The organism is Telluria sp. AZSoR62, assembly GCF_058111565.1.
Window position 1 is genome coordinate 197,448 of sequence record NZ_JBYTST010000004.1, and the last position, 25,024, is coordinate 222,471.

The 25,024-nt window shown below is 68.0% G+C and carries 18 protein-coding genes; 4 read left to right on the forward strand and 14 right to left on the reverse strand.

Annotation, left to right across the window (positions count from 1 at the left end; genetic code table 11):
- Positions 1-132 precede the first annotated feature (132 nt).
- On the forward strand, positions 133-8,268 hold the full coding sequence (locus AC3XQU_RS08800) for a beta strand repeat-containing protein (RefSeq protein WP_489873777.1): 8,136 nt from the start codon (positions 133-135) through the stop codon (positions 8,266-8,268).
- A gap of 105 nt (positions 8,269-8,373) precedes the next feature.
- Here the strand turns inward: AC3XQU_RS08800 and AC3XQU_RS08805 are convergent, their stop codons facing one another.
- Positions 8,374-8,736, reverse strand: a complete 363-nt coding sequence (locus AC3XQU_RS08805) for a DUF4870 family protein (RefSeq protein ID WP_489873778.1) — start codon at positions 8,734-8,736, stop codon at positions 8,374-8,376.
- Positions 8,737-8,802: 66 nt separating this feature from the next.
- Positions 8,803-9,255 carry a thioredoxin TrxC gene (trxC, locus tag AC3XQU_RS08810; RefSeq protein WP_489873779.1) on the reverse strand — a complete coding sequence of 151 codons (453 nt, stop codon included), beginning with the start codon at positions 9,253-9,255 and terminating at the stop codon, positions 8,803-8,805.
- Positions 9,256-9,392: 137 nt separating this feature from the next.
- Here trxC and AC3XQU_RS08815 point away from each other — a divergent pair, with 137 nt between their 5' ends.
- The 3 genes from AC3XQU_RS08815 to AC3XQU_RS08825 are packed head-to-tail and all read left to right on the forward strand — an operon-like array spanning position 9,393 to position 11,375.
- Positions 9,393-10,181, forward strand: a complete 789-nt coding sequence (locus AC3XQU_RS08815; protein WP_489873780.1) for a DUF72 domain-containing protein — start codon at positions 9,393-9,395, stop codon at positions 10,179-10,181.
- Positions 10,175-10,945 (forward strand): Mut7-C RNAse domain-containing protein, encoded by a 771-nt coding sequence (locus AC3XQU_RS08820; protein ID WP_489873781.1) that lies wholly within the window; start codon positions 10,175-10,177, stop codon positions 10,943-10,945. Before AC3XQU_RS08815 ends, AC3XQU_RS08820 begins: the two co-directional genes overlap by 7 nt.
- 4 nt (positions 10,946-10,949) lie before the next feature.
- Positions 10,950-11,375, forward strand: coding sequence for a hypothetical protein (locus tag AC3XQU_RS08825; protein WP_489873782.1), 426 nt, complete (start codon positions 10,950-10,952; stop codon positions 11,373-11,375).
- 43 nt (positions 11,376-11,418) lie between these two features.
- Here AC3XQU_RS08825 and AC3XQU_RS08830 read toward each other — a convergent pair whose 3' ends face one another.
- From AC3XQU_RS08830 to AC3XQU_RS08885, 12 genes are all read right to left on the reverse strand, one after another.
- Positions 11,419-11,850, reverse strand: a complete 432-nt coding sequence (locus AC3XQU_RS08830) for a hypothetical protein (RefSeq protein ID WP_489873783.1) — start codon at positions 11,848-11,850, stop codon at positions 11,419-11,421.
- 112 nt (positions 11,851-11,962) lie between these two features.
- On the reverse strand, positions 11,963-13,282 hold the full coding sequence (locus AC3XQU_RS08835; RefSeq protein WP_489873784.1) for an SGNH/GDSL hydrolase family protein: 1,320 nt from the start codon (positions 13,280-13,282) through the stop codon (positions 11,963-11,965).
- Positions 13,283-13,488: 206 nt separating this feature from the next.
- A complete protein-coding gene (gene serB, locus AC3XQU_RS08840; RefSeq protein WP_489873785.1) occupies positions 13,489-14,337 on the reverse strand; it encodes a phosphoserine phosphatase SerB in 849 nt (282 codons plus the stop codon).
- Positions 14,338-14,342: 5 nt separating this feature from the next.
- Positions 14,343-17,789 (reverse strand): transcription-repair coupling factor, encoded by a 3,447-nt coding sequence (mfd, locus tag AC3XQU_RS08845; RefSeq protein WP_489873786.1) that lies wholly within the window; start codon positions 17,787-17,789, stop codon positions 14,343-14,345.
- Positions 17,790-17,930: 141 nt separating this feature from the next.
- Positions 17,931-18,875 carry a 5'-nucleotidase gene (locus AC3XQU_RS08850; protein ID WP_489873787.1) on the reverse strand — a complete coding sequence of 315 codons (945 nt, stop codon included), beginning with the start codon at positions 18,873-18,875 and terminating at the stop codon, positions 17,931-17,933.
- A complete protein-coding gene (locus tag AC3XQU_RS08855; protein WP_489873788.1) occupies positions 18,875-19,765 on the reverse strand; it encodes an HDOD domain-containing protein in 891 nt (296 codons plus the stop codon). The genes AC3XQU_RS08850 and AC3XQU_RS08855 overlap by 1 nt, the downstream gene beginning before the upstream one ends.
- 248 nt (positions 19,766-20,013) lie before the next feature.
- Positions 20,014-20,295 carry a hypothetical protein gene (locus AC3XQU_RS08860; RefSeq protein ID WP_489873789.1) on the reverse strand — a complete coding sequence of 94 codons (282 nt, stop codon included), beginning with the start codon at positions 20,293-20,295 and terminating at the stop codon, positions 20,014-20,016.
- Positions 20,296-20,490: 195 nt separating this feature from the next.
- Positions 20,491-20,727 carry a hypothetical protein gene (locus AC3XQU_RS08865; RefSeq protein ID WP_489873790.1) on the reverse strand — a complete coding sequence of 79 codons (237 nt, stop codon included), beginning with the start codon at positions 20,725-20,727 and terminating at the stop codon, positions 20,491-20,493.
- 103 nt (positions 20,728-20,830) lie between these two features.
- Positions 20,831-22,600 carry a putative bifunctional diguanylate cyclase/phosphodiesterase gene (locus AC3XQU_RS08870; RefSeq protein WP_489873791.1) on the reverse strand — a complete coding sequence of 590 codons (1,770 nt, stop codon included), beginning with the start codon at positions 22,598-22,600 and terminating at the stop codon, positions 20,831-20,833.
- Positions 22,590-23,954, reverse strand: a complete 1,365-nt coding sequence (locus AC3XQU_RS08875) for a GGDEF domain-containing protein (RefSeq protein ID WP_489873792.1) — start codon at positions 23,952-23,954, stop codon at positions 22,590-22,592. The genes AC3XQU_RS08870 and AC3XQU_RS08875 overlap by 11 nt, the downstream gene beginning before the upstream one ends.
- Positions 23,951-24,352 (reverse strand): PAS domain-containing protein, encoded by a 402-nt coding sequence (locus AC3XQU_RS08880; RefSeq protein ID WP_489873793.1) that lies wholly within the window; start codon positions 24,350-24,352, stop codon positions 23,951-23,953. The genes AC3XQU_RS08875 and AC3XQU_RS08880 overlap by 4 nt, the downstream gene beginning before the upstream one ends.
- 253 nt (positions 24,353-24,605) lie before the next feature.
- Positions 24,606-24,965 (reverse strand): DUF1428 domain-containing protein, encoded by a 360-nt coding sequence (locus AC3XQU_RS08885; protein WP_489873794.1) that lies wholly within the window; start codon positions 24,963-24,965, stop codon positions 24,606-24,608.
- Between the last annotated feature and the right edge of the window lie 59 nt (positions 24,966-25,024).

Consider the following 25,024-nt stretch of genomic DNA (forward strand, 5'->3'; position numbering starts at 1 on the left):
ATCTGTTGCTGTGAGACAATATTAGTCTGTGGAAAGGCATTTCCATGCGGAAACTTCCATGTTAGACTTGCCCAATAGTAAGTTAACTTGCGTTTAGGGAAAGCCTGCCTGAAGGCTCACAAGGAAAACACGATGACCACCACTACCTCGTCCGTCACCACCACGCTGAACTCGACCACCGATGATTTGACCCTGACGGGCACGGCCGACATCAACGGCACAGGCAATTCGCGTAATAACGTGATCACCGGTAACTCGGGCGCCAACGTCCTGAATGGCCTGGCCGGTGCGGATACGCTGATTGGCGGCGCGGGCGACGACACCTATGTGGTCGACAACGGCGCCGACGTGGTGGTCGAGCAGGCGGGCGAGGGCAACGACACGGTGCAGGCGGGGGTAAGCTACACGCTGTCCGACAATGTCGAACACCTGGTCCTGACGGGCAGCGGCAGCACCGCCGGTACCGGCAATGCGCAAGACAACACCGTCACCGGCAACAACGGCAGCAATGCCTTGAACGGCGGCAGCGGCAACGACACCCTGGTGGGCAACGCCGGCAACGACAGCCTGGACGGCGGCAGCGGCGCCGACAGCCTGCAGGGCGGCGCGGGCGACGACAGCTATGTGGTCGACGACGCCGGCGACATCGTCAGCGAATCGGCGGGCCTGGGCAACGACATCGTGCGCTCGAGCATCAGCTACACCCTCACCGACAACGTCGAGCAACTGACACTGACGGGCGACGCCGCCATCGACGCCACCGGCAACAGCCTGGACAACGTCCTGATCGGCAATATCGGCAACAACAGCTTGAGCGGCGGCGCCGGTAACGACAGCCTGATCGGCGGCCTCGGCGCCGACCTGATGACCGGCGGCGCCGGCAACGACAGCTATGTGGTCGACAATGCCGGCGACCTGGTGGTCGAGGCAGCCGCTTCCGGCACCGACACCACCCAGTCCAGCATCAGCTACACCCTGACCGACAACGTCGAGAACCTGGTGCTGACCGGCCTGCTCGGCGTGGACGGCACCGGCAACGAACTGGACAACAATGTCAGCGGCAACAGCGCCGCCAACAGCCTGTTCGGCCTGGCCGGCAACGACACCCTCGACGGCGGCGCTGGCGCGGACAGCCTGCACGGCGGCATCGGCGACGACACCTACGTGGTCGACAACGCGGGCGACGTGACGGTCGAGAGCGACGGCGAAGGCGTCGACCGGGTACTGGCGAGCGTGAGCCACACCCTCGGCGCGTTCGTGGAAAACCTGACCCTGACCGGCAACGGCGCCACCAACGCCACCGGCAACGAACTGGACAACACGATCACCGGCAATGGCGGCAGCAACGTGCTGTCCGGCGGCGCCGGCAAGGATACGCTGGTCGACAACGGCGGCAACGATACCCTGGACGGCGGCCTCGGCGCCGATACGATGCAGGGCGGCGCCGGCAACGATATCTACGTGGTCGACGATGCGGGCGACCTGGTCATCGAAGGCGTCAACGCCGGCCTGGACACGGCCCAGTCGAGCATCGACTACGTCCTGACCGACGGCGTCGACAACCTGGTCTTGACCGGCGCGCAAGACCTGAAGGGCGGCGGCAACGCGCTCAACAACCTCATCACCGGCAACGGCGGCGCCAACACCATCGACGCCGGCGCGGGCCTGGATACCGTGCATGCGGGCGAGGGCGACGACACCGTCAACGGCGGCGACGGCAACGACCTGCTCAATGGCGACGGCGGCAGCGATACCCTCTACGGCGACGCCGGCAACGACCGCCTCGACGGCGGCGCGGGCGCCGACCGCATGGCCGGCGGCATCGGCGACGACACCTATGTCGTCAACGACGGCGGCGACCTGGTGGGCGAAGACGACGGCGCGGGCATCGACCTGGTCGAGTCCAGCATCACCTACACGCTCACGACCAACACCGACAACCTGACCCTGACCGGCACCGCGGACCTGAACGGCACCGGCAACGTCCTGAACAACGTCATCAACGGCAACGCGGCCAACAACAGCCTGGACGGCCTGGCCGGCAACGATACGCTCAACGGCAATGCCGGCAACGACAGCCTGGTCGGTGGCGAAGGCAACGACGTCCTCAACGGCGGCGTGGGCGCCGACAGCATGGCCGGCAATACCGGCGACGACACCTATGTGGTCGACAATGCGGGCGACGCGGTCAACGAGGTGGCGGGCGAAGGCAGCGACACCGTGCAGGCGAGCATCGACTACAGCCTGACCGCCGACGTCGAGCACCTGACCCTGACCGGCAACGCCCTCATCAGCGGCACCGGCAACGAGCTCGACAACACGATCACCGGCAACGGCAACAGCAATGCGCTCAATGGCGGCCTCGGCAACGATACCCTGGTCGACAACAACGGCAACGACCGCCTCGACGGCGGCCTGGGCGCCGACAACATGTCCGGCGGCGCCGGCAACGACACCTATGTGGTCGACAATGCGGGCGACCTGGTCAACGAAGGCGTGAACCTGGGCGTGGACACGGTCGAGTCGAGCATCGACTACACCTTGACCGCCAACGCCGACAACCTGGTCCTGACCGGCACCAGCGACCTGGTCGGCCACGGCAACGTCCTGAACAACGTCATCACCGGCAACAGCGGCAACAACATCACCAGCGCCGGCGCCGGCATCGATACCGTCAACGCCGGCGATGGCAACGACGTCATCAGCGGCGGCGACGGCAACGATACCCTCAATGGCGAAGCAGGCGACGACCAGCTCGACGGCGACGCCGGCAACGACCGCCTCGATGGCGGCCAGGGCGCGGACCGCCTGGCGGGCGGCCTCGGCGACGACACCTATGTGATCGACAACGACGGCGACATCGTGACCGAGGCAGGCGGCGCGGGCACCGACGTCGCCCAGTCGAGCATCACCTACACCCTGACCGGCAACGTCGAGAACCTGGTCCTGACGGGCGCGGCAGACATCAACGGCAGCGGTAACGAGCTCAACAACAACATCATCGGCAACACCGGGGCCAACGTCCTGGACGGCAAGGCCGGCGACGACACCATCAGCGGCAATACCGGCGCCGACACCCTGATCGGCGGCGACGGCAACGATAGCTTGGCCGGCGAGGCGGGCGACGACACCCTGCGCGGCGACGCCGGCAACGACACCCTCAATGGCGGCCTGGGCGCCGACAGCATGCTCGGCGGGGGCGGCAACGACACCTATATCGTGGACAGCGCCGCCGACGTCACGGTCGAGCTGGAAGGCGAAGGCGTCGACCTGGTGCAGGCGGGCGTGAGCTACACCCTGCTCGACAACGTCGAGAACCTGACGCTGACCGGCACCGGCAACATCAACGGCGCCGGCAATGCGCTGGACAACGTCATCAACGGCAACGCCGGCAGCAATGTCCTCAGCGGCGGCGCCGGCAACGACACCCTGCTGGCGGGCGTGGGCAACGATACCCTGGACGGCGGCACGGGCGCGGACAACCTGCAGGGCGGCGCGGGCAACGATGCCTATGTCGTCGACGACGCCGGCGACCAGGTGACCGAAGCGCTCAACGCGGGCACCGACACCGTCACCGCCAGCATCGACTACGCGCTGGGCGCGAACCTGGAGAACCTGGTCCTGGCCGGCGCTGAGAACCTGCAAGGCCTGGGCAACGCCGTGGCCAACGCGATCACCGGCAATGGGGGCGACAACCTGATCGACGGCGGCGCGGGCGCCGACACCATGAGCGGCGGCGCGGGCAACGACACCTACATCGTCGACACCACGACCGACGTGGCCAGCGAGGCGGCCGGCGGCGGCATCGACACCGTGCGCGCCAGCGCTACCTTTACGCTCGGCGCCAACGTCGAGAACCTGTACCTGACCGGCAGCGCCGCCATCAACGGCACCGGCAACACGCTGGACAACACGATCGCCGGCAACGAAGCCGCGAACGTGCTGGCAGGCGGCGCGGGCAGCGACACCATGAGCGCGGGCGGCGGCAATGACACGGTCGACGGCGGCCTCGGCGCCGACGCCATGAGTGGCGGCACCGGCAACGACAGCTATGTCGTCGACGACGCGGGCGACAGCGTCGTCGAACTGGCCGGCGAGGGCACCGACGCCGTGCTGGCCAGCGTCACCCACACCCTGGCGGCGCATGTCGAGAACCTGACCCTGGGCGGCACCGCCGCCATCGACGGCGCCGGCAACGAACTGGATAACCTCGTCACCGGCAATGCCGGGGCCAACGCGCTGCTGGGCGGCGCCGGCAACGACACCCTGGCCGGCGCCGCCGGCAACGACGTCCTCTCGGGCGGCACGGGCGACGATACCTACCGCTTCAACCGTGGCGACGGCGCTGACCGCATCAATGACACCCAGGGCGCCGACATGCTGCGCTTCGGCGCCAACATCGTCCAGGGCGACCTGGTGGCGACCCAGTCCGGCAACGACCTGGTACTGGCCATCAAGGGCACGTCCGACAGCGTGGTCCTGACCGGCTGGCTGGCCCAGACCGAGGGCGTGAACCGCGTCGTGTTCGACAACGGGACCTCGCTCGACCGCGCCGGCATGGTCGGCCTGCTCGGCGGCGTGCCGGTGGCGCTTGCCGACAGCATCAGTGCCCGCGAAGACGGCGGCATGGTGCAGGTCGCGGTGGCCGACCTGCTGGCCAACGATACCAATCCGTCCGCGCGCATCGTCTCGGTCGGCGGCTCGACACTGGGCGCCACCGTGGTGTTGAGCGGCGACACCGTGCAATACGACATCGGCGCGCGCTTCCAGGACCTGGCGCAGGGCGACACTCTCAAGGACAGCTTCACCTACACAGTGCGCGACAACCTGGGCCGCACCTCGACCGCCGTGGTCAACGTCACGGTCGCCGGCAGCAACGACGGCCCGGTGGCCACCTTCGACAACGCACTGCTGGCCGAAGGCCAGGCTGCAAACGTCACCGGCAACGTGCTGGCCAACGACACCGATATCGACAAGGGTACCGTGCTGCAGGTCGCCAATGCCGGCAGCTTCAACGGCGCCTACGGCACCCTGGTGCTGGCCCAGGACGGCAGCTACACCTATACGCTGGACGCGAAACTGGGCACTGCGCCTCCCGGCGCCGTCATCACCGAACGTTTCGACTACACCGCCACCGACGGCATCGCGACCTCGGCTTCGACCCTCGAAGTGAAGGTCACCCGCGCCAACCAGGCGCCGAGCGCCGGTGGCGACGCCGCCCAGGTCGCGGAAGACGGCGCGGCCGCCAGCGGCAACCTGCTGTCCAACGACAGCGACCTGGACGTCGGCACCGTCTTGACAGTTGCCGCACCGGGCAGCTATGCGGGCGCGTATGGCACCCTGGTGGTCGCAGCCGACGGCAGCTACACCTACACCCTGAACAACGGCGACGCCGCCGTCCAGTCGCTGGCCCAGGGTCAATCGCTGGCCGACAGCTTCAGCTACGCTGTTACCGACGGCATCGCCACGACCGGCTCGAGCCTGGTCGTCACCATCGCCGGCAGCAACGATGCCCCGGTTGTCACGGCCGACGTGGCGCAGGCAGGCGAGGGCGTGGCCACCAGCGGCAACGTGCTGGCAAACGACAGCGATGTCGACGCCGGCACGGTGTTGCGCATCGCCGCACCGGGCAGCTTCGCCGGCGTCTACGGCACCCTGGTCATCGCGGCCGACGGCAGCTATGCCTATACCGTCAACAGCGGCGACGCCCGCGTCCAGGCGCTGGGCCAGGGCGAGCAGGTGGAAGAGAGCTTCGGCTTTGGCGTCACCGACGGTGTCGCAAGCACCGCTTCCTCGCTGAAGTTCACCATCGCCGGCAGCAACGACGCTCCGGTGGTGAGCGCGGACGCCGTCTCGGTGGCCGAAGACGGCGCCGTGCAGGCAAGCGGCAACGTGCTGGCCAACGACCGCGATGCGGACGCCGGCGCCAAGCTGGCCGTCGCCGCCCCGGGCACCTTCGAAGGCGCCTACGGCACGCTGGTGCTGGCCCAGGATGGCAGCTACACCTACCGCCTGAACAACGGCGACGCCAAAGTACAGTCGCTGGCGCAGGGCCAGGTCGTGGTCGACAGCTTCACCTACGCCGCCACCGATGGCAGCGTCGCGAAAGAAGCGGTCCTGCAAGTGACCATCACCGGCGCCGACGACGCGCCGACTGCGACGGTCGATACCGCCGCTGTGGCCGAAGACGGCGCCGTGGCAGCCAGCGGCAACGTGCTGGCCAACGACCAGGATGCGGACGCCGGATCGCAGCTCGTCGTGGGCGCGCCGGGCAGCTACGAGGGCGCCTACGGCACCCTGGTACTGGCCAGCGACGGCAGCTATACCTACACCTTGCGCAACGCCGACGCCGCAGTGCAGTCGCTGGCGCAGGGCCAGAGCGTGGTCGACAGCTTCAGCTACGCCGCCACCGACGGCGTCGCCTCGACGAATGCCGGCCTGCACTTCACGATTACCGGCGCCAACGACGCGCCGAGCGTGACTGCCGACCTGACCCAGGTCGCGGCCAGCGGCGCGTTCACGGCCACCGGCAACGTGCTGGACAACGACGCCGACCGCGACACCGGCGCCAGCCTGAGCGTGGCGGAAGCGGGCAGCTTCACCGGCACCTACGGCACCCTGGTGCTGGCCAAGGACGGCAGCTATACCTACACCCTGGCCCATGACAGCGCAGCCGTGCGCGCGCTCGCTGCCGGCCAGTCGGCGGTCGACAACTTCAGCTACGCGGCAACCGACGGCATCGCATCGATCGTCTCGAACCTGGCGGTGACCGTGAATGGCGCCAACGAAGCGCCGGTGGTGACGCTCGACACGGCAGCCGTGGCCGCAGGCGGCGGCAGCGCCAGCGGCAACGTGCTGGCCAACGACAAGGATACGGACGCGGGCACCCAGCTGCAGGTCGCCACCGCCGGCACCTTCGCCGGCAAGTACGGCAGCCTGGTGCTGGCCGCCGACGGCAACTACAGCTACCAGCTCGACGCGTCGTCGGCCAAGGTGCAGGCGCTGGCCCAGGGCGAATCGGTTCTCGAATCGTTCAGCTACACGGCAACCGACGGCAGCGTGCAGGTGGTCTCCAGCCTCGACATCACCGTCACCGGCACCAACGACGCGCCGGTGGTCACGGCCGACGCGGTCCAGGTAGGCGCGGGCGGCAAGGCCGCGGCCACCGGCAACGTGCTGGCCAACGACCGCGACGTCGATGCCGGCACCGTGCTCACGGTCTCCACCGCAGGCTCGTACGCCGGCAGCTACGGCACGCTCGAGCTGGCGCAGGACGGCAGCTACAGCTATGTGGTCAACAGCGAAAACGCGGTAGTCAAGGCGCTGGAGCTGGGCCAGACCCTGGCCGAGACCTTCGTCTACAAGGCCAGCGACGGCATCACCAGCAAGGCCTCGGACCTGAACATCACGATCCAGGGCGAAGCGCAGAAGCCGGTGCTGCAGGCCGATAGCGTGACCATCACCGAAGACCAGTTCATCGCCATGGGCAACGTGCTGTCGAACGACAGCGGCAAGTTCCTCAGCGTGGTGACCGACGTCGATTTCGGCAACTACGGCGTGTTCACGGTGCTGCCGAACGGCAGCTTCGTCTACGCCCTGGCCAGCGCCACCGACAAGGTGCAGTCGCTGGGCCGCAACGCCTCGGTCGTCGACCACTTCGAGTACACCGTGAAGGACGGCCGTACCGCCATCACCTCGACCATGGACGTGACGATCCAGGGCCGCAACGATGCCCCGGAACTGGCCAGGGCCCTTGCCGACAAGTACATCAACTTCAACAAGGCCTTCTCGTTCCAGCTGCCGGCCAACAGCTTCACCGACATCGACAAGGGCGATACGCTGACCTACTCGGCCAAGCTGGCCAATGGCGCGGCGCTGCCGTCGTGGCTGAAGTTCGACGCCGCCACCGGCACCTTCTCGGGCACGGCGCCCAAGACGGTCAGCTCGATCGAGGTGCGCGTCACCGCCACCGACAAGGTCGCGGCAACGGGCAGCACGACCGGCAGCCTGTCGGTATCGGATGTGTTCAAGCTGTCGGTCGGCCACGGCAACAACGGCTGGGGCAACGGTGAAGATGCACCGCCGCCAGGCCAGGACACCGACAAGGACGTGTTCGGCGGCATGGGCGACTTCTGGGTCAACCTGCTGGGCGGATCGAGCAGGCTCGAGGCGACGCTGCCGGCCGATACGACCGGCGTCGACGCCGGCACGGCTGCCGTGCTGGTGGGCGTGCAGGCCCAGGACGGCTTCGGCTTCCCGGTCTACTAAGCACCGGGCCGGCGCACCGCGCGCCGGCCGTTTCAAGGAAAAACGGGCGCGTCACCCAGGTTCACAGCCTGGATGACGCGCCCGTTTGTTTGCCTGCGCGGCGGCTTACACCGGCATCGGCTTGTTGCTGTTGAGGTCGAGGAAGCCGCGGATGATGCGGTAGGCCATCCACAGCCAGGCCAGGGCCCAGATCACCATCGCCACCGGGATCCCGATCAGGGTGATCCACAGGGCGCCGCCGGCGACCATCCAGACCAGGTACCACCAGAACGAGCGGATCATCCAGGTATGGTGCGAGTACACGATGGTGCCCTGGGTGTCGGGGCGCTTGACGTAGTTGACGATCAGGACCAGGATCGACAGGGTGCCGACCGAGAAGAAGAAGGTGAGGGCATGCGCGATGTACAGGATGCGTGCGAACTGCTTGGCATCCTCGACATTGCGGTCCAGGACGAGTTGCTGTGACATGGCATTCTCCAGTTGAGGGGACGATAAAAACCGGTGTCGGACGCCGGCAGTTGCTGGAATGATAACCTATCGGCGTCCGGCGTGGGACAGCTGCGATTGCACCCACGCCGCGATGCCGCGCGCATCCATGGCGCCGGCCTGGCGCGCGACTTCGCTGCCGCCGCGGAACAGGGCAAGGGTCGGGATGCTGCGGATCGCGAAGCGCGCCGACAGGTCCTGGTTGCGCTCGGTGTCCACCTTGAGCAGGCGCACCGCGGGCTCCAGCTGCGCGGCAGCCTCGGCAAAGTGCGGCGCCATCATCTTGCATGGCCCGCACCACTCGGCCCAGAAGTCCACCAGCACCGGCAGGTCGTTGCGCGCGATGTGCTTGGCGAAGCGGGCGCCGTCGACCTCCAGCGGCTTGCCGGAGAACAGCTGTTGTGCGCACTTGCCGCATACCGGGGCGTCGCGCAGGCGTTCCTGGGCGAGGCGGTTGACGGCGTCGCATTCGGGGCAGACGACATGGATCGGGTCGCTCATCGGGTGCTTCTCCGTTCTGTGGGGATGCGATTATTCTAAGCGTTTTTGCCGCTTCCTCGCAGGCAGCCGCGGCCAGCCATGCGCCGTTCGGCCCCGGCATTTCGTAGAATCGCCCCATTGCCACTTTGCTTACTCCCATGGCGGACCACCTCGATTCCCCCGGGCGCCTGCTGGTCGGCACCGCAGGCTGGAGCCTGCCCAAGGCCTCGGCCGCCGCGTTTCCCGACACCGGCAGCCATCTCGGGCGCTACGCCTCCGTCTTCCCGGCGGTCGAGATCAATTCGTCCTTCTACCGGCCGCACCGTCCGGCCACCTATGCCAAATGGGCTGATTGCGTGCCGGAGGATTTCCGCTTCGCGGTCAAGGTGCCGCGCGCGATCACGCACGATGCGCGCCTGGAGAAGGTCGAGCAGCAGCTGGTGCAGTTCGCATCCGAAGCCGGGGAACTGGGCGACAAGCTCGGCTGCCTCCTGGTGCAGCTGCCGCCCAAGTTCGGCTTCGTCGACGAGACCGCGCGCGAATTCTTCCGCCAGCTGCACGGGATCTTCGGCACCACGGTCGCCTTCGAGGCGCGCCATCCAAGCTGGTTTTCGGAAGCGGCCACCGACTTGCTCACCGAAAGCCGGGTGGCGCGGGTGATCGCCGATCCCGCCGCCGGCCAACCGGGCCCGCACGTGCCGACCAGCAGCGATGCGACCTATGTGCGCCTGCACGGCAGCCCGCGCATCTACTATTCGCGCTACACGCCCGAATATGTCGAGTCGGCGCGGCGCCTGCTGGCGGCGCGCGCCGCGGCCGGGCAGACCTGCTGGTGTATCTTCGACAATACCGCTTCCGGGGAAGCCACGGCCAATGCGCTGGAAATGCTGCACGGCCTGGAGGGGCAACCGCTGGACGAGGAAGCCATCCTGGCCGCGCCATGGTAAGCGCCACCTTTCGCTTCTACGACGCGCTGAACGATTTCCTGCCGCGCGAGCAACGCGGGCGCGACATCACGACTGCCTGCGCGCGCGAGGCCACCACCAAGCACATGATCGAAGCGCTGGGCGTGCCGCACACCGAGGTCGAGCTGCTATCGGTAAATGGGGAGCCGAGCAGCTTCGCGCGCATCCTGTGCGAAGGCGACCGCGTTGCCGCCTATCCGGCTTTCTCGCGGCTCGACATCGCGCCGTTGCAGGCGCTGCGCGCCCGGCCGGGCGGGCGTCCCCGTTTCGTGGCCGATGCCCACCTGGGTGGGCTGGCGAGGCTGCTGCGCATGGCCGGCTACGACACGCTCTACGACAACGGCTATCACGACGACGAGATCGAGCGCATCGCGCGCGAGGAGGTCCGGGTGCTGCTCACGCGCGACCGCGAGCTGCTCAAGCGCCGCACGGTCGAGCTGGGCTGTTACCTGCACGCGATCGACCCGCCGGGACAGCTGCGCGAACTGTTCGCCCGCCTGCGCCTGGCCGCGGACATGCGCCCCTTTGCGCTGTGCCTGCATTGCAACCTGCCGCTATGCGCCGTCGCAAAGGAGGAGGTCGCGGATCGCCTGCCGCCGCGGGTGGCTGAGTCCCGGACTGAGTTCACCACCTGCGACGCCTGCGGGCGCGTCTACTGGAAAGGCTCGCACTACGAGCGCATGCGCGGCCTGCTCGCCGGCCTGGCTGATGTAGAATTGGCCGCGACCCTCCATCCCCACCCTTGACAGCGTGAGCGAACCCCTTCCGCCACCGGCTTTTCCCATCCGCACCGAGTGCCCGCCGGGCGCCTGCGTGTGCGACCGCAAGCGCGTACTGGCCGACCCGGCTGCCGACCAGCGCCCGCTGGCCCTGACGCGCCTGCAGGAACAGAAACTCATCGAACGCATCGAGCGCATCACGAGCTACGAGGACCTGCGCCACGTGCAGGCCCTGATCCACAAGAACCTCGGCGCCGAACTGCGCATCGAGCCGGGACCGAACGAGGTGCGCACGGTGCGCGGCATCATCGTGGTGCTGGAAGACAAGCCGGGACTGTGCAAGAAGACGCGCCAGAACGTCCCGGCGGCCGTCAGGCGCTGCCTGAACGAACGGCCCGAGATCGCCTATGCGCTGCTCGACGCGCACGACCTGTTCGGCTCGCCCGGACCCGCGTGAACGCCGGCCCAAAAAAAAGCCGGCTGCTGCCGGCTGTTGCGCCTTAGCGGCGGTAATGGAAAGGGAAGCGCGTCCCGATACTGCCGCCCCAGCCGCGGTGGTGTCCCCAGCCACGGCCGAAATTGAAACCCAGTCCGATCGACACCGGCGGGTAGTAGTAGCGCGGCTGGTACACCGGTTCCGGCACATATACCGGCTGCGGCACGTACACCGGGTAGCCCCCGTATACCGGTTGCGCGCCGTACACGGGTGCGCGCTGGGTGTACACGGGCGCGCTGCTGTAGGTGGTGCCGGTCTCGCCGGACGCGGCGGCGCGGGCGCCCGTGCCGAGCGGCACCGGCGTCACCGACACGACTTGCCACTGGCTGGGGTCGCCGCCCTGGCCATAGGCACGGCTGCCGTACTGGTTCGGGCCGGGCGCGGCGCAACCGGCAAGCACGGCCAGCGAAGCGGTAATAACGATGAGTTTTTTCATGGCGGTCCTCCTGATTCCTCCATGATAAAAAATTTCTCCCTCGCGCGCCGCCCGCTATTACAGAGTGTTACACACCCTGTTCGACCGGAAACATGGCGAGCACTGCCGTCACTCAGGTGACCAGGTTCGCCAGCACGCCCAGCGGCACGGCGCCGGCCATGGCCTGGTAGCCTGCGTCGTTCGGGTGCAGCCAATCGCGGCTGTTGTATGCGGCACGCAGGCGGTCCGGCGCATCGGGATCGCGCAGCGTCGCGTCCCAGTCGATCACCGCATCGAATTCGCTGGACGAGCGCAGCCAGTTGTTGGCGCCGATCCGCACCGCTTCGCGCGCCGCGTTGTAGTAGACGAAGCCGTTCATCGGCGGCATGGTGGCCCCGAGGATGGCGACGCCGCGCGCGTGGGCGCGGGCGACCAGCTGGCGGTAGCCGCCGACCAGGTCTTCCACCTTCACCAGTGTCGAGCCCGAGCTGTAGACGATGTCGTTGATCCCGATGAGCATGATCACCGCGCGGACCCCGGCGGTGGCCAGCACGTCGCGGTCGAAGCGCTCCAGCACTTCGCGCCCGGGCAGCAGGAAATTCGGGTCGTCCGCCAGCAAACGGTTGCCGGCGATCCCGCGGTTGACCACGCCGATCCGGCCCAGGCTGCCCAGCTCGGCCTGCATGCGCCGGGCGAGGTAGTCGGGCCAGCGCCGGTTCAGGTTGGTCGAGCTGCCCTGGCCGTCGGTCATCGAGTCGCCGACGGCCACGATGGCCGGCGCGCCGCCGTCGACGTCGACCTCGGTCAGGAAGGGCCAGGACGCCATGGTGCGTTCGACCGTAAACGCGGTACTGGCGGCAAAGTTGCCGGCGCTGGACACGTAATTGGCCTGCCAGGCATCGCGGTGGATCGTGGTGCCGCTGGCCGTGCCGGGGAAATACAGGCTGACGGCCAGGTCGGCATAGGGCGCCACCTGCATGGTCACCGGGTCGGACAGCACGGGCGAGCCGGCGGGAATCGTGACCGAGCTGCGGCCTCCGAAGGTGAGCGGGTGGTTGGTTCCCGCGACCACCGCCACGCCGCTGTTGCGGCGCCCGATCTGGGCCGCGCCGATCGTCAATGGGGTGCTGCCCATCTCGTTTGACAGGCGCACGCGCACGCGGTTGCCGCCGATGCTGGCGCGCACGATCAGGCGCACGGTCTGGCCGCTGAAGCTCATGGCGCTGCTCGACGACGGCGGGCCGGCCGGCGCGCAGCCCCAGGTCGCGCACCAGCCCTCCGACCGCCAGTTCTGGGCCAGCACGCCCGCGGGCGCAAGCGACAAGGCGCCGGCCAGGGCCGGCATGCCCAGCAGCAGGCGCCGCCGGCTGCGGTCCGGCGGCGCATCGTCGCGCGGCGTGGCGCCGGTGTTGTCAAGGGGTGGGAAGGACGCGCGCAAAACCGGGGTAGTCATGGCAGGCTCCTGTCGAGTGATGGGGCCGCGACGCGGCCGCACCGTCAACATAGCCCAGCCGGGCTCGCCATCCAATCGTGCGCGGCACGAGGTTTGTTCTGCGTCTGAGCTCTTTCTGCGCGCCTAGATTGCCAAATCCTGCAAGCGTTTCCGGCCGGTCATGCCTTCGTGTGAAAGCCCATGCGCGAAGCGGTGCAGCGGAGGTGTCAGGCCAGGATGGCCAGCAAGCCGTCCAGGCCGGAAAAATTCAGCGCCACATGGGCCTGGCCGCGCACCACCGGCTTGGCGCGGAAGGCCACCGACAAGCCGCCGACACCCATCATCCGCAAGTCGTTGGCGCCGTCGCCCATGACGATGGCCCGGCGCGGTTCGATTCCCAGGTCCGCGCACACGCGCTGCACGGTGCGCATTTTCTCTTCCGCATCGACGATGCCGCCCAGCACGCGGCCAGTGAGCTTGCCGTCCACCACCTCCAGCACGTTCGCGTGGCTATGGTCGAGCCCCAGGCGGTCCTTGAGGCGGTCGGTGAAGAAGGTGAAGCCGCCCGAGACCAGCAGCGTCTTCAGGCCCGCGGCCTGCACCGCTTGCAGCATCGCTTCGCCGCCGGGCGAGATCTGCAGGCGCTCGTCGTAGACGCGCTGCAGCGCCGAGGCATCGAGCCCTTCGAGCAGGGCCACGCGGCGCGCCAGGCTGGCCGCGAAATCGAGCTCGCCGCGCATGGCCGCCTCGGTGATCGCGGATACCTGGGGCTTGAGGCCCTGCATGTCGGCGATCTCGTCGATGCATTCAATGGTGATCAGGGTCGAGTCCATGTCCATCGCCACCAGGCCGAAGTCGGCCAGCTTGCGCCCGGCCTCGATGAAGCAGGCATCCACGCCGGCGGCGAAGGCGGCTGCCTCGACCTCCTGCTTGACCTGCGCGGAAAACGGAACGTCTTCGCAGCGCAGCGCGTGCGCATGCAGCTGCACGACACGCGCGGGCCTGGTCAGTTGCGCAAGGTTTTCCAGCGTAGCGAGAGGGGCTTGCGGCCCCTGGAGCACCAGATTCATCGTCATCGGGATCAAGCCAGCAGTTGTTTGATGGTGGTCTTCAGTTGCGTCACGCGCGCCGCCAGGTCGGGCATGCTGGCGGTGATGCGCAGCTTGTCCTGGCCGGCCAGCTTGATGTGGCGGTTCTTCTGGATCAGGGTAATGATCCTGATCGGGTCGATCGGCGGCTTTTCCATGAACTGCAGGTTGGCCGCTTCGCCGTGCGCGTCGATCTTGACGATGCCGACCGACTTGGCTGCAATGCGCAGGCGGTGGGTTTCGATCAGCGCCTTGACCGGCTCGGGCAGCTTGCCGAACCGGTCGATCAGTTCTTCCTGCATGCCGTCGATCTTGTCCTGGCTTTCGCAATTGGCCAGGCGCTTGTAGATCGACAGGCGCTCGTGCACGTCGCCGCAATAGTCGGACGGCAGCAGGGCCGGCACGTGCAGGTTGATCTCGGTGGTCGAGGATAGCGGCGCGGCCAGGTCCGGCTCCTTGCCGGCCTTGAGCGAGCGCACCGCCTCGCTCAGCATGTCGGAATACAGCTGGAAGCCGATCTCCAGCATCTCGCCGGACTGGTTTTCGCCCAGCACTTCGCCCGCGCCACGGATCTCGAGGTCGTGCATGGCCAGGTAGAAGCCGCTGCCCAGTTCTTCCATCGCCTGGATCGCATCGAGCCGGCGCTGCGCCTGCTTGGTCAGGGTCATCACGTCGCTCACCAGCAGGTAGGCATAGGCCTGGTGGTGCGAACGGCCGACCCGGCCGCGCAGCTGGTGCAGCTGCGCCAGGCCGAAGCGGTCGGCGCGGTGCATGATGATGGTGTTTGCGGTCGGCACGTCGATGCCGGTCTCGATGATGGTCGTGCACAGCAGGATGTTGAAGCGCTGCGCCACGAAGTCGCGCATGACCTTTTCCAGGTCGCGCTCGTGCATCTGGCCATGGGCCACGCCGATGCGCGCTTCCGGCAGCAGGCTTTCCAGCATCGCGCGGCGGTTCTCGATGGTTTCGACCTCGTTGTGCAGGAAGTAGATCTGGCCGCCGCGCTTGAGTTCGCGCAGGCAGGCTTCGCGGATGATCGAGCCGTCTTCGCTGCGGACAAACGTCTTGATCGCCAGGCGCTTTTGCGGTGCGGTGGCGATGATGGAAAAGTCGCGCAGGCCTTCCAGCGCCATGCCCAGCGTGCGCGGGATCGGCGTGGCGGTGAGCGTGAGCACATCCACTTCCGCGCGCAGGGCTTTCAGGGCTTCCTTCTGGCGCACGCCGAAGCGGTGTTCCTCGTCGATGATGACCAAGCCCAGGCGCGTGAACTGCACGTCCGGCGAGAGCAGCTTGTGCGTGCCGATCACGATGTCGAGGGTGCCGTCGGCCATGCCCTTGATCGCATTGTTGATCTCCTTGCCGGTGCGAAAGCGCGACAGCTCGGCGATCTTCACCGGCCAGTCGGCGAAGCGGTCGGCAAAGGTCTGCGCATGCTGTTCGGCCAGCAGCGTGGTCGGCGCCAGGATCGCCACCTGCTTGCCGCCCATGACGGCAATGAAGGCTGCGCGCAGCGCGACTTCGGTCTTGCCGAAACCGACGTCGCCGCAGACCAGGCGGTCCATCGGGCGGCCCGAGGTCATGTCCTTGATCACGTTGTGGATGGCCTCGGCCTGGTCCGGCGTCTCGTCGAAGCCGAAGCTGCCGGCGAAGTTCTCGTAGTCGGTGCTCGAGTATTCAAACGCGTGGCCCTGGCGCGCCGCGCGGCGCGCGTACAGGTTGAGCAGCTCGGCGGCGGTGTCGCGCACCTGCTCGGCGGCTTTTCTCTTGGCCTTGTCCCACTGGCCCGAGCCGAGCGAGTGCAGGGGCGCGTCTTCGGGCGAGGTGCCCGAATAGCGCGAGATCACGTGCAGCTGCGAGACCGGCACGTACAGCTTGGTGTCCTTGGCGTATTCCAGGTGCAGGAACTCGGTTTCGCCTTCGCCCAGGTCCATGCTGGTCAGGCCCATGTAGCGCCCGATGCCGTGGTTGATGTGCACTACCGGGTCGCCGATCTTCAGCTCCGACAGGTCGCGCACCATCGATTCGACCTGGCTCGTCGCTTCCTGCTTCTTCTTGCCGGCGCGGCGGCCCGAGCCCGCATACAGCTCGGTCTCGGTGATGAACACCAGGCGCCCGGCGTCGGCCTCGGTCAGCTCGAAACCGGCCTGCAGTGGCGCCACGCCCAGCGTCAGCCGGCTGCCGGCGGCGCGCAGGCCCTCGATGCCTTCGACCGGCGTGAGCTCCAGCCCGTACTCGTGGAAATACTGCTGCAGGGTCTCGCGGCGTCCGGCCGAATCGGCGCAGATCATCACGCGCGCGTCGCTGCGGTCGATGAAGGCGCGCAGGCTGGCCAGCGGATCGTCCAGGCGGCGGTTGACCGAGACGTCGGGAATCGGCGCCGACAGCTCGGACGCCGGCAGGGCAGGATCGCGCGCGATCGTCCAGCGCCCGTGCGGCTTGGCGCAGGTGAAGAACTGCTCGGCGCTGAGGAACAGTTCGCGCGGCTCGAGCAGCGGACGCTCGCGGGAGCTCTTGAGGAATTTGTAGCGCGATTCGGTATCGACCCAGAAGCGCTGGATGGCCGCCTCGATGTCGCCCACCAGGGCCAGCAGGGTGTCCTTGGGCAGGTAGTCGAACAGGCTGGCCGTCTCGTCGAAGAACAGAGGCAGGTAGTATTCGATGCCGGCCGAGGCGATGCCGCTGCCGATGTCCTTGTAGATCGGCGAGCGCGAAGGATCGCCCTCGAAGCGCTCGCGCCAGCGGCCGCGAAAAGCGGTCCTCGCGGCCTCGTCCATCGGGAATTCGCGGCCCGGCAGCAGGCGCACCTCCTTGACCGGGTAGAGCGAGCGCTGGGTATCGGCGTCGAAGGTGCGGATGGTGTCGATCTCGTCGCCGAACAAATCGAGGCGGTAGGGCAGCACGGAGCCCATCGGGAACAGGTCGATCAGGCCGCCGCGCACCGAGTATTCGCCCGGCGACATCACCTGCGACACATGCGAATAGCCCGCCAGCGTCAGCTGGGCCTTGAGCCTGGCTTCGTCGAGCCGTTCGCCCTGGCGGAAGAAGAAGGTATAGGCCGCCAGGAAGGAGGGTGGGGCAAGGCGCTGCAAGGCGGTGGTGGCCGGCACCAGCAGCACGTCGCACTGGCCGTTGCGGATCTCGTGCAGGGTGGCCAGGCGCTCCGAGACCAGGTCCTGGTGCGGCGAGAAGGCGTCGTAGGGCAGGGTTTCCCAATCGGGCAGCAGGTGGCAGGCCAGGGCCCCGTCGGCGAACCAGGGGATCTCGTCGAGCAGGCGCTGGCCGTCAGACGCATTGGCCACGATCACGGTCAGGTTCTGCCCCTTGGCCTTCAGGGCCAGCGCGGCGGTGGCCAGCGCATAGGCGTCGCTCGAGCCGTGCAGGTTCGGCAGCGCAAAACGGGTGCCTGGTTTGGGAAGGTTTTTCTGGAGATCGAAGGGCATTGAGCGCGCGTGGATGTTTGCAAGAACGTTTGCAAAAAGGTTCGCAAAAGGGGCTGTCCATTATAGACGAAGGCGCTTGCGGCCGCCGTGCGCGACGCACCTGGCGCGGCGTGCCGTCGGCTCGGCTGCCCGACGGTGGGGCTAGGAAGGCTCGGCAAGGCGCCGGTTGGCGATCCCGAAGGGCACGTGCACCATCGGGATCGTCCCGCCCGGTCCGGACTGCAGGTGGGTCAGCTGGTCGTCGAAGAAGATGTGCGGCCGGAACACCGACAGCACGCGCGCCTTGTTCATCCCGCCCAGGAAGAAAGTCTCGTCGGCCGACACGCCCCAGCTCCTGAGCGTGTTCACCATCCGCTCGTGCGAGGGCGCGCTGCGCGCGGTGATGATCGCGATGCGCACCACCTTGCGGTAGGCCGGGTCGCGACGCTGGGCCTCGTCCTCCAGGCGCTGCATCATGGCCAGCTTCTGGAACATGTCGGCCAGCGGCCCGGGCTGGTGCGGGCGCGCCATGTGCAGCCGCTCGTGGGCGTGGAATTCGTCCAGGCCGCTGCGCTTGAAGACGGTCTCCGATTCGTCGTCGGCCAGCACGCCGTCGAAGTCGAAGGCCACGCGCAGCTCGGCATCGTCCTCGTCGTCGGCGATGCGGGAAGGCAGCACCAGGCCGGCCGGATAATCCATCGCGATCGCGGACTTGACGTCTTCCTCGTGCGCGCTCAGGAACAGCGAGGCGTTGAAGGCTCCCAGGTAGGAATAGGGCGTGCCGCCATTCATGAAGGCCGCGCGCGAGATGTCGAGGCCATTGTGGGCGATCGAGCGCATCACGCGCAGGCCGGTCTCGGGCGAATTGCGCGACAGGAGCACGACCTCCACCGGCGCCTCCTGGGGGAAGCAGCGGTTGATGTCCAGGAAGCGTCGGATGAAGGAAAAAGCCACGCCCTTGCCCAGGATGACGTCGAGGTGGCGTTCCTGGTAGCCGCGGTAGGCGTCCGGCCCCTCGTCGACATACACCTGGTGCGACGCCGACAGGTCGAACAGCGCGCTCGAGGCCACCGCAATGACCAGTTTCTGCTCGATCTGGAAACCCATCAATCCTCCCCCTTGCGAAGCTTGTCGAAGATGCGCCGTTCCTCGCCCGCGAGTCCGGCGGCGGCTTCTTGCGCACCTTCCGCGCCGGCCTCGGCCAGCATGCGCAGCCTGGCCAGGCGCTCGCCCAGGTGCAGCGCCTGCGCCAGCGGCGGGGCGTCCGGCTGGCCGGCCTGGAGGATCGCCATGCTCACCGGCGGCGGCAGTTGCCACCAGGCCGCGATCCGCGCCGACAGCACGCGTGCGCTGTCCTGCAAGCCCAGTGCGAACGCGTCGGAGCGCGGCAGGCCTTGCGCGCCGGCGACCTGGTCGGCCAGGCGGAAGGCCACGATCAGGCCCACGTTGCGGCTCAAGCCCGCCAGGTAGGCCTCGAACGGATCGGCGCCGCGCGCGGGCGCGGCCATACTGGCGGCCTGGGCGCAGTATTCGGACAGGCTCCAGACCTGCGGCGCGGCCTGGCGCGCCAGGCGTCCGGTCTGGGCGCCGATCACGGGACGGAAGGCGACCCGCGCCAGCAGCATGCGCAGGCCATTCTGGCCCAGCAGCAGGAGGGCGCCCTCGATATTGGCGACCTTTGCCGTGGGCCCGTAGAAGGGGCTGTTGACTTCGCGGATGACTTCGGCCACCAGGGTCACGTCCTGCGACAGCTGGCGCGCCAGGTCGGCCGGCGACATGCAGTCGTCGCGCAGGCTGCGCAGCAGTTGGGGAATCACGGCCGGCACGCGCGGCACCAGGCCGGCGGCGGCATCGGGCTGGCGTAGCAGCCGTGCCAGCTCGTCCAGAATCAATTGCTCGGGCGCCTCGCCAGCATGCGCGACCGTCCCCAACAGCCAGCGGTAAAAATGCAGGTCCAGGTCGAGCGATGGTGGCGGATTAACAACGCCTGCGGCCACGTTCGGTGCCTCAGGCGTCGATGTCGTTCCTGCCACAGGAGCCGGCAGGGCCTCGGGCGCAGCCTCCCCAGGACGGGGGGAAGCCCCGAGCCAGCGCGCAAACCAGTTTTTCATAAGGGTAGAAGCTCAGGCCAGTGGACTTGAGGATTCTACCTGAGCAGGCAGGAAGCAAGGGAAGCGGATGGCAGTCGCCAGGCGACGCCATCCGAGGGGACTGCGTGACAGACTGCCGACCTGTCGCGAACCGATCAGCTACCCGTGCCCGAGCTTGGCGTCGTGGTGGCCGGTGGCGGGGTGGTCGGGGTGGTGCCGATCGCGCTGTTGGTGGTGCCGGTGTTGGTGCCGCTCGCGCCGGAGGTACCCGTGCCGGTGCCGGTGCCGCTCGTTCCCATGGTGCCGGTGGCGCCCGAGCTGCTCGAGGTGCCGCTGGCTGTTCCGGTGGCCGAATCGGTGGTGGAAGGCGTCGTGCAGGCTGCCAGCGCCAGGACCATCAGGCCGCCCAGCAGGGTGCCTTGGAAGCTGTTCTTCATGCGGTTTCTCCTTGTTGTGGATGGGTATCCCATCATGCGAGCAGGCGCGGGCGCATGAAATAGGAACACAGCGTTAGCGAATGTAGGACAGGACGTACGATCTGATAAGCCCCTCACCTACAGACGAGCTTGCTTGGCGGGGAATGGCCACACGGTCATGGACAGCATGCACGAGCGACGACCCCCACCGCGTGCTTACGGCTTGGTCTGCGGCGCGGGCGTGCTGGTGGTCGTGGCCGGCGTCGTGGTGCCGGTGGTGGTGGTGCCGCTCGTGGAGCCGACCGGGGTGTCGGTCATGGTGCCGGTGCTGCCGGCCGAGCCCGAGGTGCCCATCGTCGAACCGGAATCGGTGGTGGTGCCGGTCGAGCTGCAGGCGGTGAGGGCCAGTGCCATGATGCTGCCGAGCAGGGCGCCGTGGAGGGTGCGCTTCATGTGCTTCTCCTAGAGTTGGGTTGAACCACCATCATGCGAAGGCGAGTTCAAGCATGAAAGCGGCGCACCGCTCCAGCGGCTGTAGGAGTAGACGTACGGCCTGTTATACCGCGACCTGCTGGTGGCTCGCCAGCCAGTCCAGCAGTTCGGGCGCAGGCAGCGGGCGGCTGTAGAAATAGCCCTGGCCCTTGGCGCAGCACTGGGCCCGCACCACGTCGGCCTGCGACTGGGTCTCGATTCCCTCGGCCACGGTCTTCATGCCCAGGCTCTGCGCCACTTTCACGGTGGCCTCGATCAGCACGCGGTGGTGCTGGCTGGTGTCGGCCTGGCTCACGAATGAGCGGTCGATCTTGACAGTATCGACCGGCAGCAGGTGCAGGCTGGAGAGCGAGGAATAGCCGGTGCCGAAGTCGTCGAGCGCGAGCTGGATGCCCATCGCCTTGAGTTCGTGCAGGCGCTGCTGGATGCCCTGGTCCTGCGCGGCCAGGCTTTCGGTCACTTCCAGCTGCAGCTGCTCGGGCGGCATGCCGGTGAGCTCCAGGATGCGGCGCACGCTGTCGATCCAGCCGGGCTGGCCCAGCTGCGCGCGCGACAGGTTCACCGCGATCAGGCGTGGGGCGGCCTCGCCCAGGCGGGCCTGCCAGTCCATGAAGTCGCGGCAGGAACGCTCCAGCACGAAGTCGCCCACCGCGCCGATCAAGCCGCATTCTTCGGCCACCGTGATGAATTCGATCGGCGGCACCACGCCGCGCTGCGGATGCCGCCAGCGCACCAGCGCCTCGACGCCGGCCGCGTGGTCGGTGCCGCCGTCCGCCAGCAGGCCGACGACCGGCTGGTAGACCACGAACAGCTGTTCTTCGGCGACTGCCTGGCGCAGCTCGGCCTCGATGCCGGCGCGGCGCGCGGCGCGTTCGCGCATCGTGGCTTCGAACACCAGGTGGCGCGCGCCGCCGGCGCGCTTGGCCTCGGCCATGGCGATGCTGGCGTCGCGCAGGACTTCGTCGGCGTCGTGCCCGCAGGCGGCGCCCCAGGCCAGCCCCAGGCTGGTGCCGCAGACGACTTCGTGGCCCTGCACCCGGTAAGGCAGCGCCAGGGTGTCGAGCAGGCGGCCGGCGACACGCTCGGCGTCTTCGCGCGAGCGCATGCCGTCGAGGACGACGACGAATTCGTCGCCGCCCACGCGCGCGGCCAGCTGGCCGGTGCCGCCGCGGGTATCCATGCGGTCGCTCGGCGGCCGCAGCGCGCCGCGGATCCGCTCGCCGATCTGCACCAGGAGGGCGTCGCCCGCGGCCTGGCCGAGGGTGTCGTTGATGCGGCGGAAGCGGTCGCAATTCATGAACAGCACCGCGAAGCTGGCCGCCGGTTCCCCGGCCTCCGGGGCGGGGCGGGCCAGCATGCGCTGCAGCTGCTCGCGCACCGCTTCGCGGTTGGGCATGCGGGTGAGCAGGTCGGTGCGGGCGGCGTTGCGCAGGCGCCGCGACAGGGTCTCCTGCTCGCGCTGCACCTCCAGCGTGGCGTCGGCCACCACCGCCATCAGGCGGTCGGCGTCGAGCTTCATCAGGCTGATTGCCAGCACCTGCGGCGCGCCCGGCACGGTATTCGCCGGCGGCATGACGGCGCGCAGGCCTTCGCAGATCACGCCCGTGGTCCCGGCGAAGTCGCGCGCCAGCTGCGGTAGCTGGGGTGCGATCGGCGCCAGGACCGCGAACAGGTTGTCCAGGCCTTCCTCGCCCGCCAGCGGCATCAGGAGGTTCGAGGCCATCGGGTTGAGCATGTCGACGGCGCCAGCCAGGTTCATCTGCGCCAGCCCGATCGGGGCGCGGTACAGGAACTGGACCAGGGTTTCGTAGGCGTCGCTCGGGTCATTCAGCATTGCTGGTCCCTTCCGTCCTGGGCTGGGCCTGGTGCGCGGGCGCGGCGGCGAGCTCCGGACGCCAGCGTTCGACGCGGTTGCGGCCGGCGCGCTTGGCGGCGTACAAGGCCTGGTCGGCGCGCTTGAGCAGCAGGTCGATGCCGCCTTCGGCGTCGTGCACGCAGGCCACGCCGGCGCTGACGGTGTAGCGGATGCGGTTGCCGTCGAAATGCACCACCTGCGAGGCGATCACGGAGCGCAGGCGCTCGGCCACCACCGCCGCCCGCGGCAGGTCGGTCGACGGCAGCAGCACGGCGAATTCCTCGCCGCCGATGCGCGCCACGACGTCGACTTCGCGGAAGGTCTCGGCCAGGATGCCGGCCAGGTGCTGCAGGACGGTATCGCCGCCCGGGTGGCCGTAGCGGTCGTTGATGGCCTTGAAGTTGTCGGCATCGAAGGTGATCACGGAGGTCGAGCGCGGCACCACCCGGCTGCGCGCCAGTTCCTGCTCGGCCGCCTCGAAGAAGGCGCGGCGGTTGGCCAGGCCCGTCAGGTAGTCGCCGAAGGCTTCGCGCCGGCGCCGTTCGCTCGCTTCGCGCTTGTCGGTGATGTCGCGCAGAATCAGGCAGTACGCCGGTCCCTCGGGCTCGCGGTCGGGCAGGGGCGCGATCAGGGCGCTGCCCCAGAAGCTGCTGCCGTCGGCGCGCATGCGCTTGCCTTCGTCCAGGCTCCAGCCGTCGTTGTCGGCCTCGCGCAGGCGGTCGAGCACGCGCTCGGGCGTCATCGCGTCGGGCGGGCAGAAGATCGAATACGGCTGGCCGACGGCGTCCGTGCCGAAGCCGGTGACGCGGCCGATGCTCGGGTTCCAGTCGGTGATGGCGCCGTGGGCGTCGATCGCCACCAGTGCGTAGTCGGTGATGCCGGTCAGGATGGCGTTGAGCCAGGCATCGTTCTGGCGCAGCTGGCGCTCGCGCCGCACCTGCAGGGTGACGTCGTCGATGACGGCCATCAGGCGCTGGGCGTCGAGCTTGAGCAGGGTGATCGCCAGGATCTGCGGGATCTTGCTGCCGGTCTTGCTCGCCGAACCAGCGTTCAGGTGCACGTGCAGGCCGTCGCAGATCTTGCCGCTCGGGCGGTCGAAGACCCGGCACAGGTGGCGCAGGTCGGGCGCCACGCCTTCCAGGGCGGCGAACAGGTTATCGAGCCCGCCGTCGCGCGACAGGGGCATCAGGAGCTGGGCCGAGATCGGGTTCATCATGGAGATGGCGCCGTCGATATCGGCCTGCACCAGGCCGACCGGCGCCAGGTACAGGAACTGGATCAGCGCCTCGTGCTCGGCGCGCAGCTGTTCAATGTCGTCCACCTGGTCGTTCATGCCGGTGTACGCACCTGGCGCTGCACAAGGACGTAGCGGTGCGCGCCGCCCGGGCTGGCCAGCAGGCGCAGGGCCACCTTCACCGGGCGCATGCGCAGGGTCAGCACGTAGTCGATGGTGTCGTCCAGCACCGTCCCCTCGTCGAGGGCGTCGTCGAAGCGCTGGGCAACCATGAAGTTGTTCAGGCAGGGCGCAACGGTGGTGAACAGCGGCTGGCCCAGCACGCGCTGCGGCGACAGGCCGGCGGCCTGGGATTCGAAGGCGTTATACAGGCGCACATTGGTGTCGGCATCGAAGCCGATCACCCCGAAGTCGAGTTCGTCGAGCTGTTCAGGCGTGCAGTTGTCGAGCTGTGATGCCAGGTCGGCGGACGAGAACGACAGGGGGGCTGCATGCATGGAGTTGCTCCGGATGGAATTGGTTGATTTGAGGAAATTGATGTTGACATGCCATCAGCCGCCTTGTCAATTGACTGTGACCAGGTTCTGACACTTTTCCTTGTCGGATGTGACTTTTGGGAAACGCCGTGCGTAAAGATTGACAACATCCTGCCGAATGTGTGCACGCGGCGCTGGACGCGCCGGATCAGGCCCCGCCTGCTGTGGCGCGCGGGGGGCTAAAGGCCGTCAGTTTACGCAATGTCGGAGAGGGCTAGAGGTCGACCAGCATCTCGAAGCCGCCGTAGACCATGCGCTTGCCATCGAAAGGCATGGCTTCCGGCTTCATGAGCTCGGCCATGCGCGGGTCTTTCATGACCTTGTCGTTGACTTCGTCGCGCTGTTCGCGCGATGCATAGACGATCCAGGAGAAGACCACGGTCTCGCCGTCTTCCAGGTTGACCGCTTGCGGGAAGGAGGTCAGCTTGCCCGGCTTGACGTCTTCGGCGATGCACTCGCGGAACTGCAACGCCCCATGCTCGCGCCAGATGGCGCCCGCGTTCGCGGCGACTTCGCGGTAACGCTCGATGTTCGATGTGGGAAGGGGAAGGATGAAGCCGTCGACGTAAGCCATGCTGATCTCCTCAGGTTGGTTGCGCGATGCGGACCGCCAAGGGACAGACCGGGGAACGG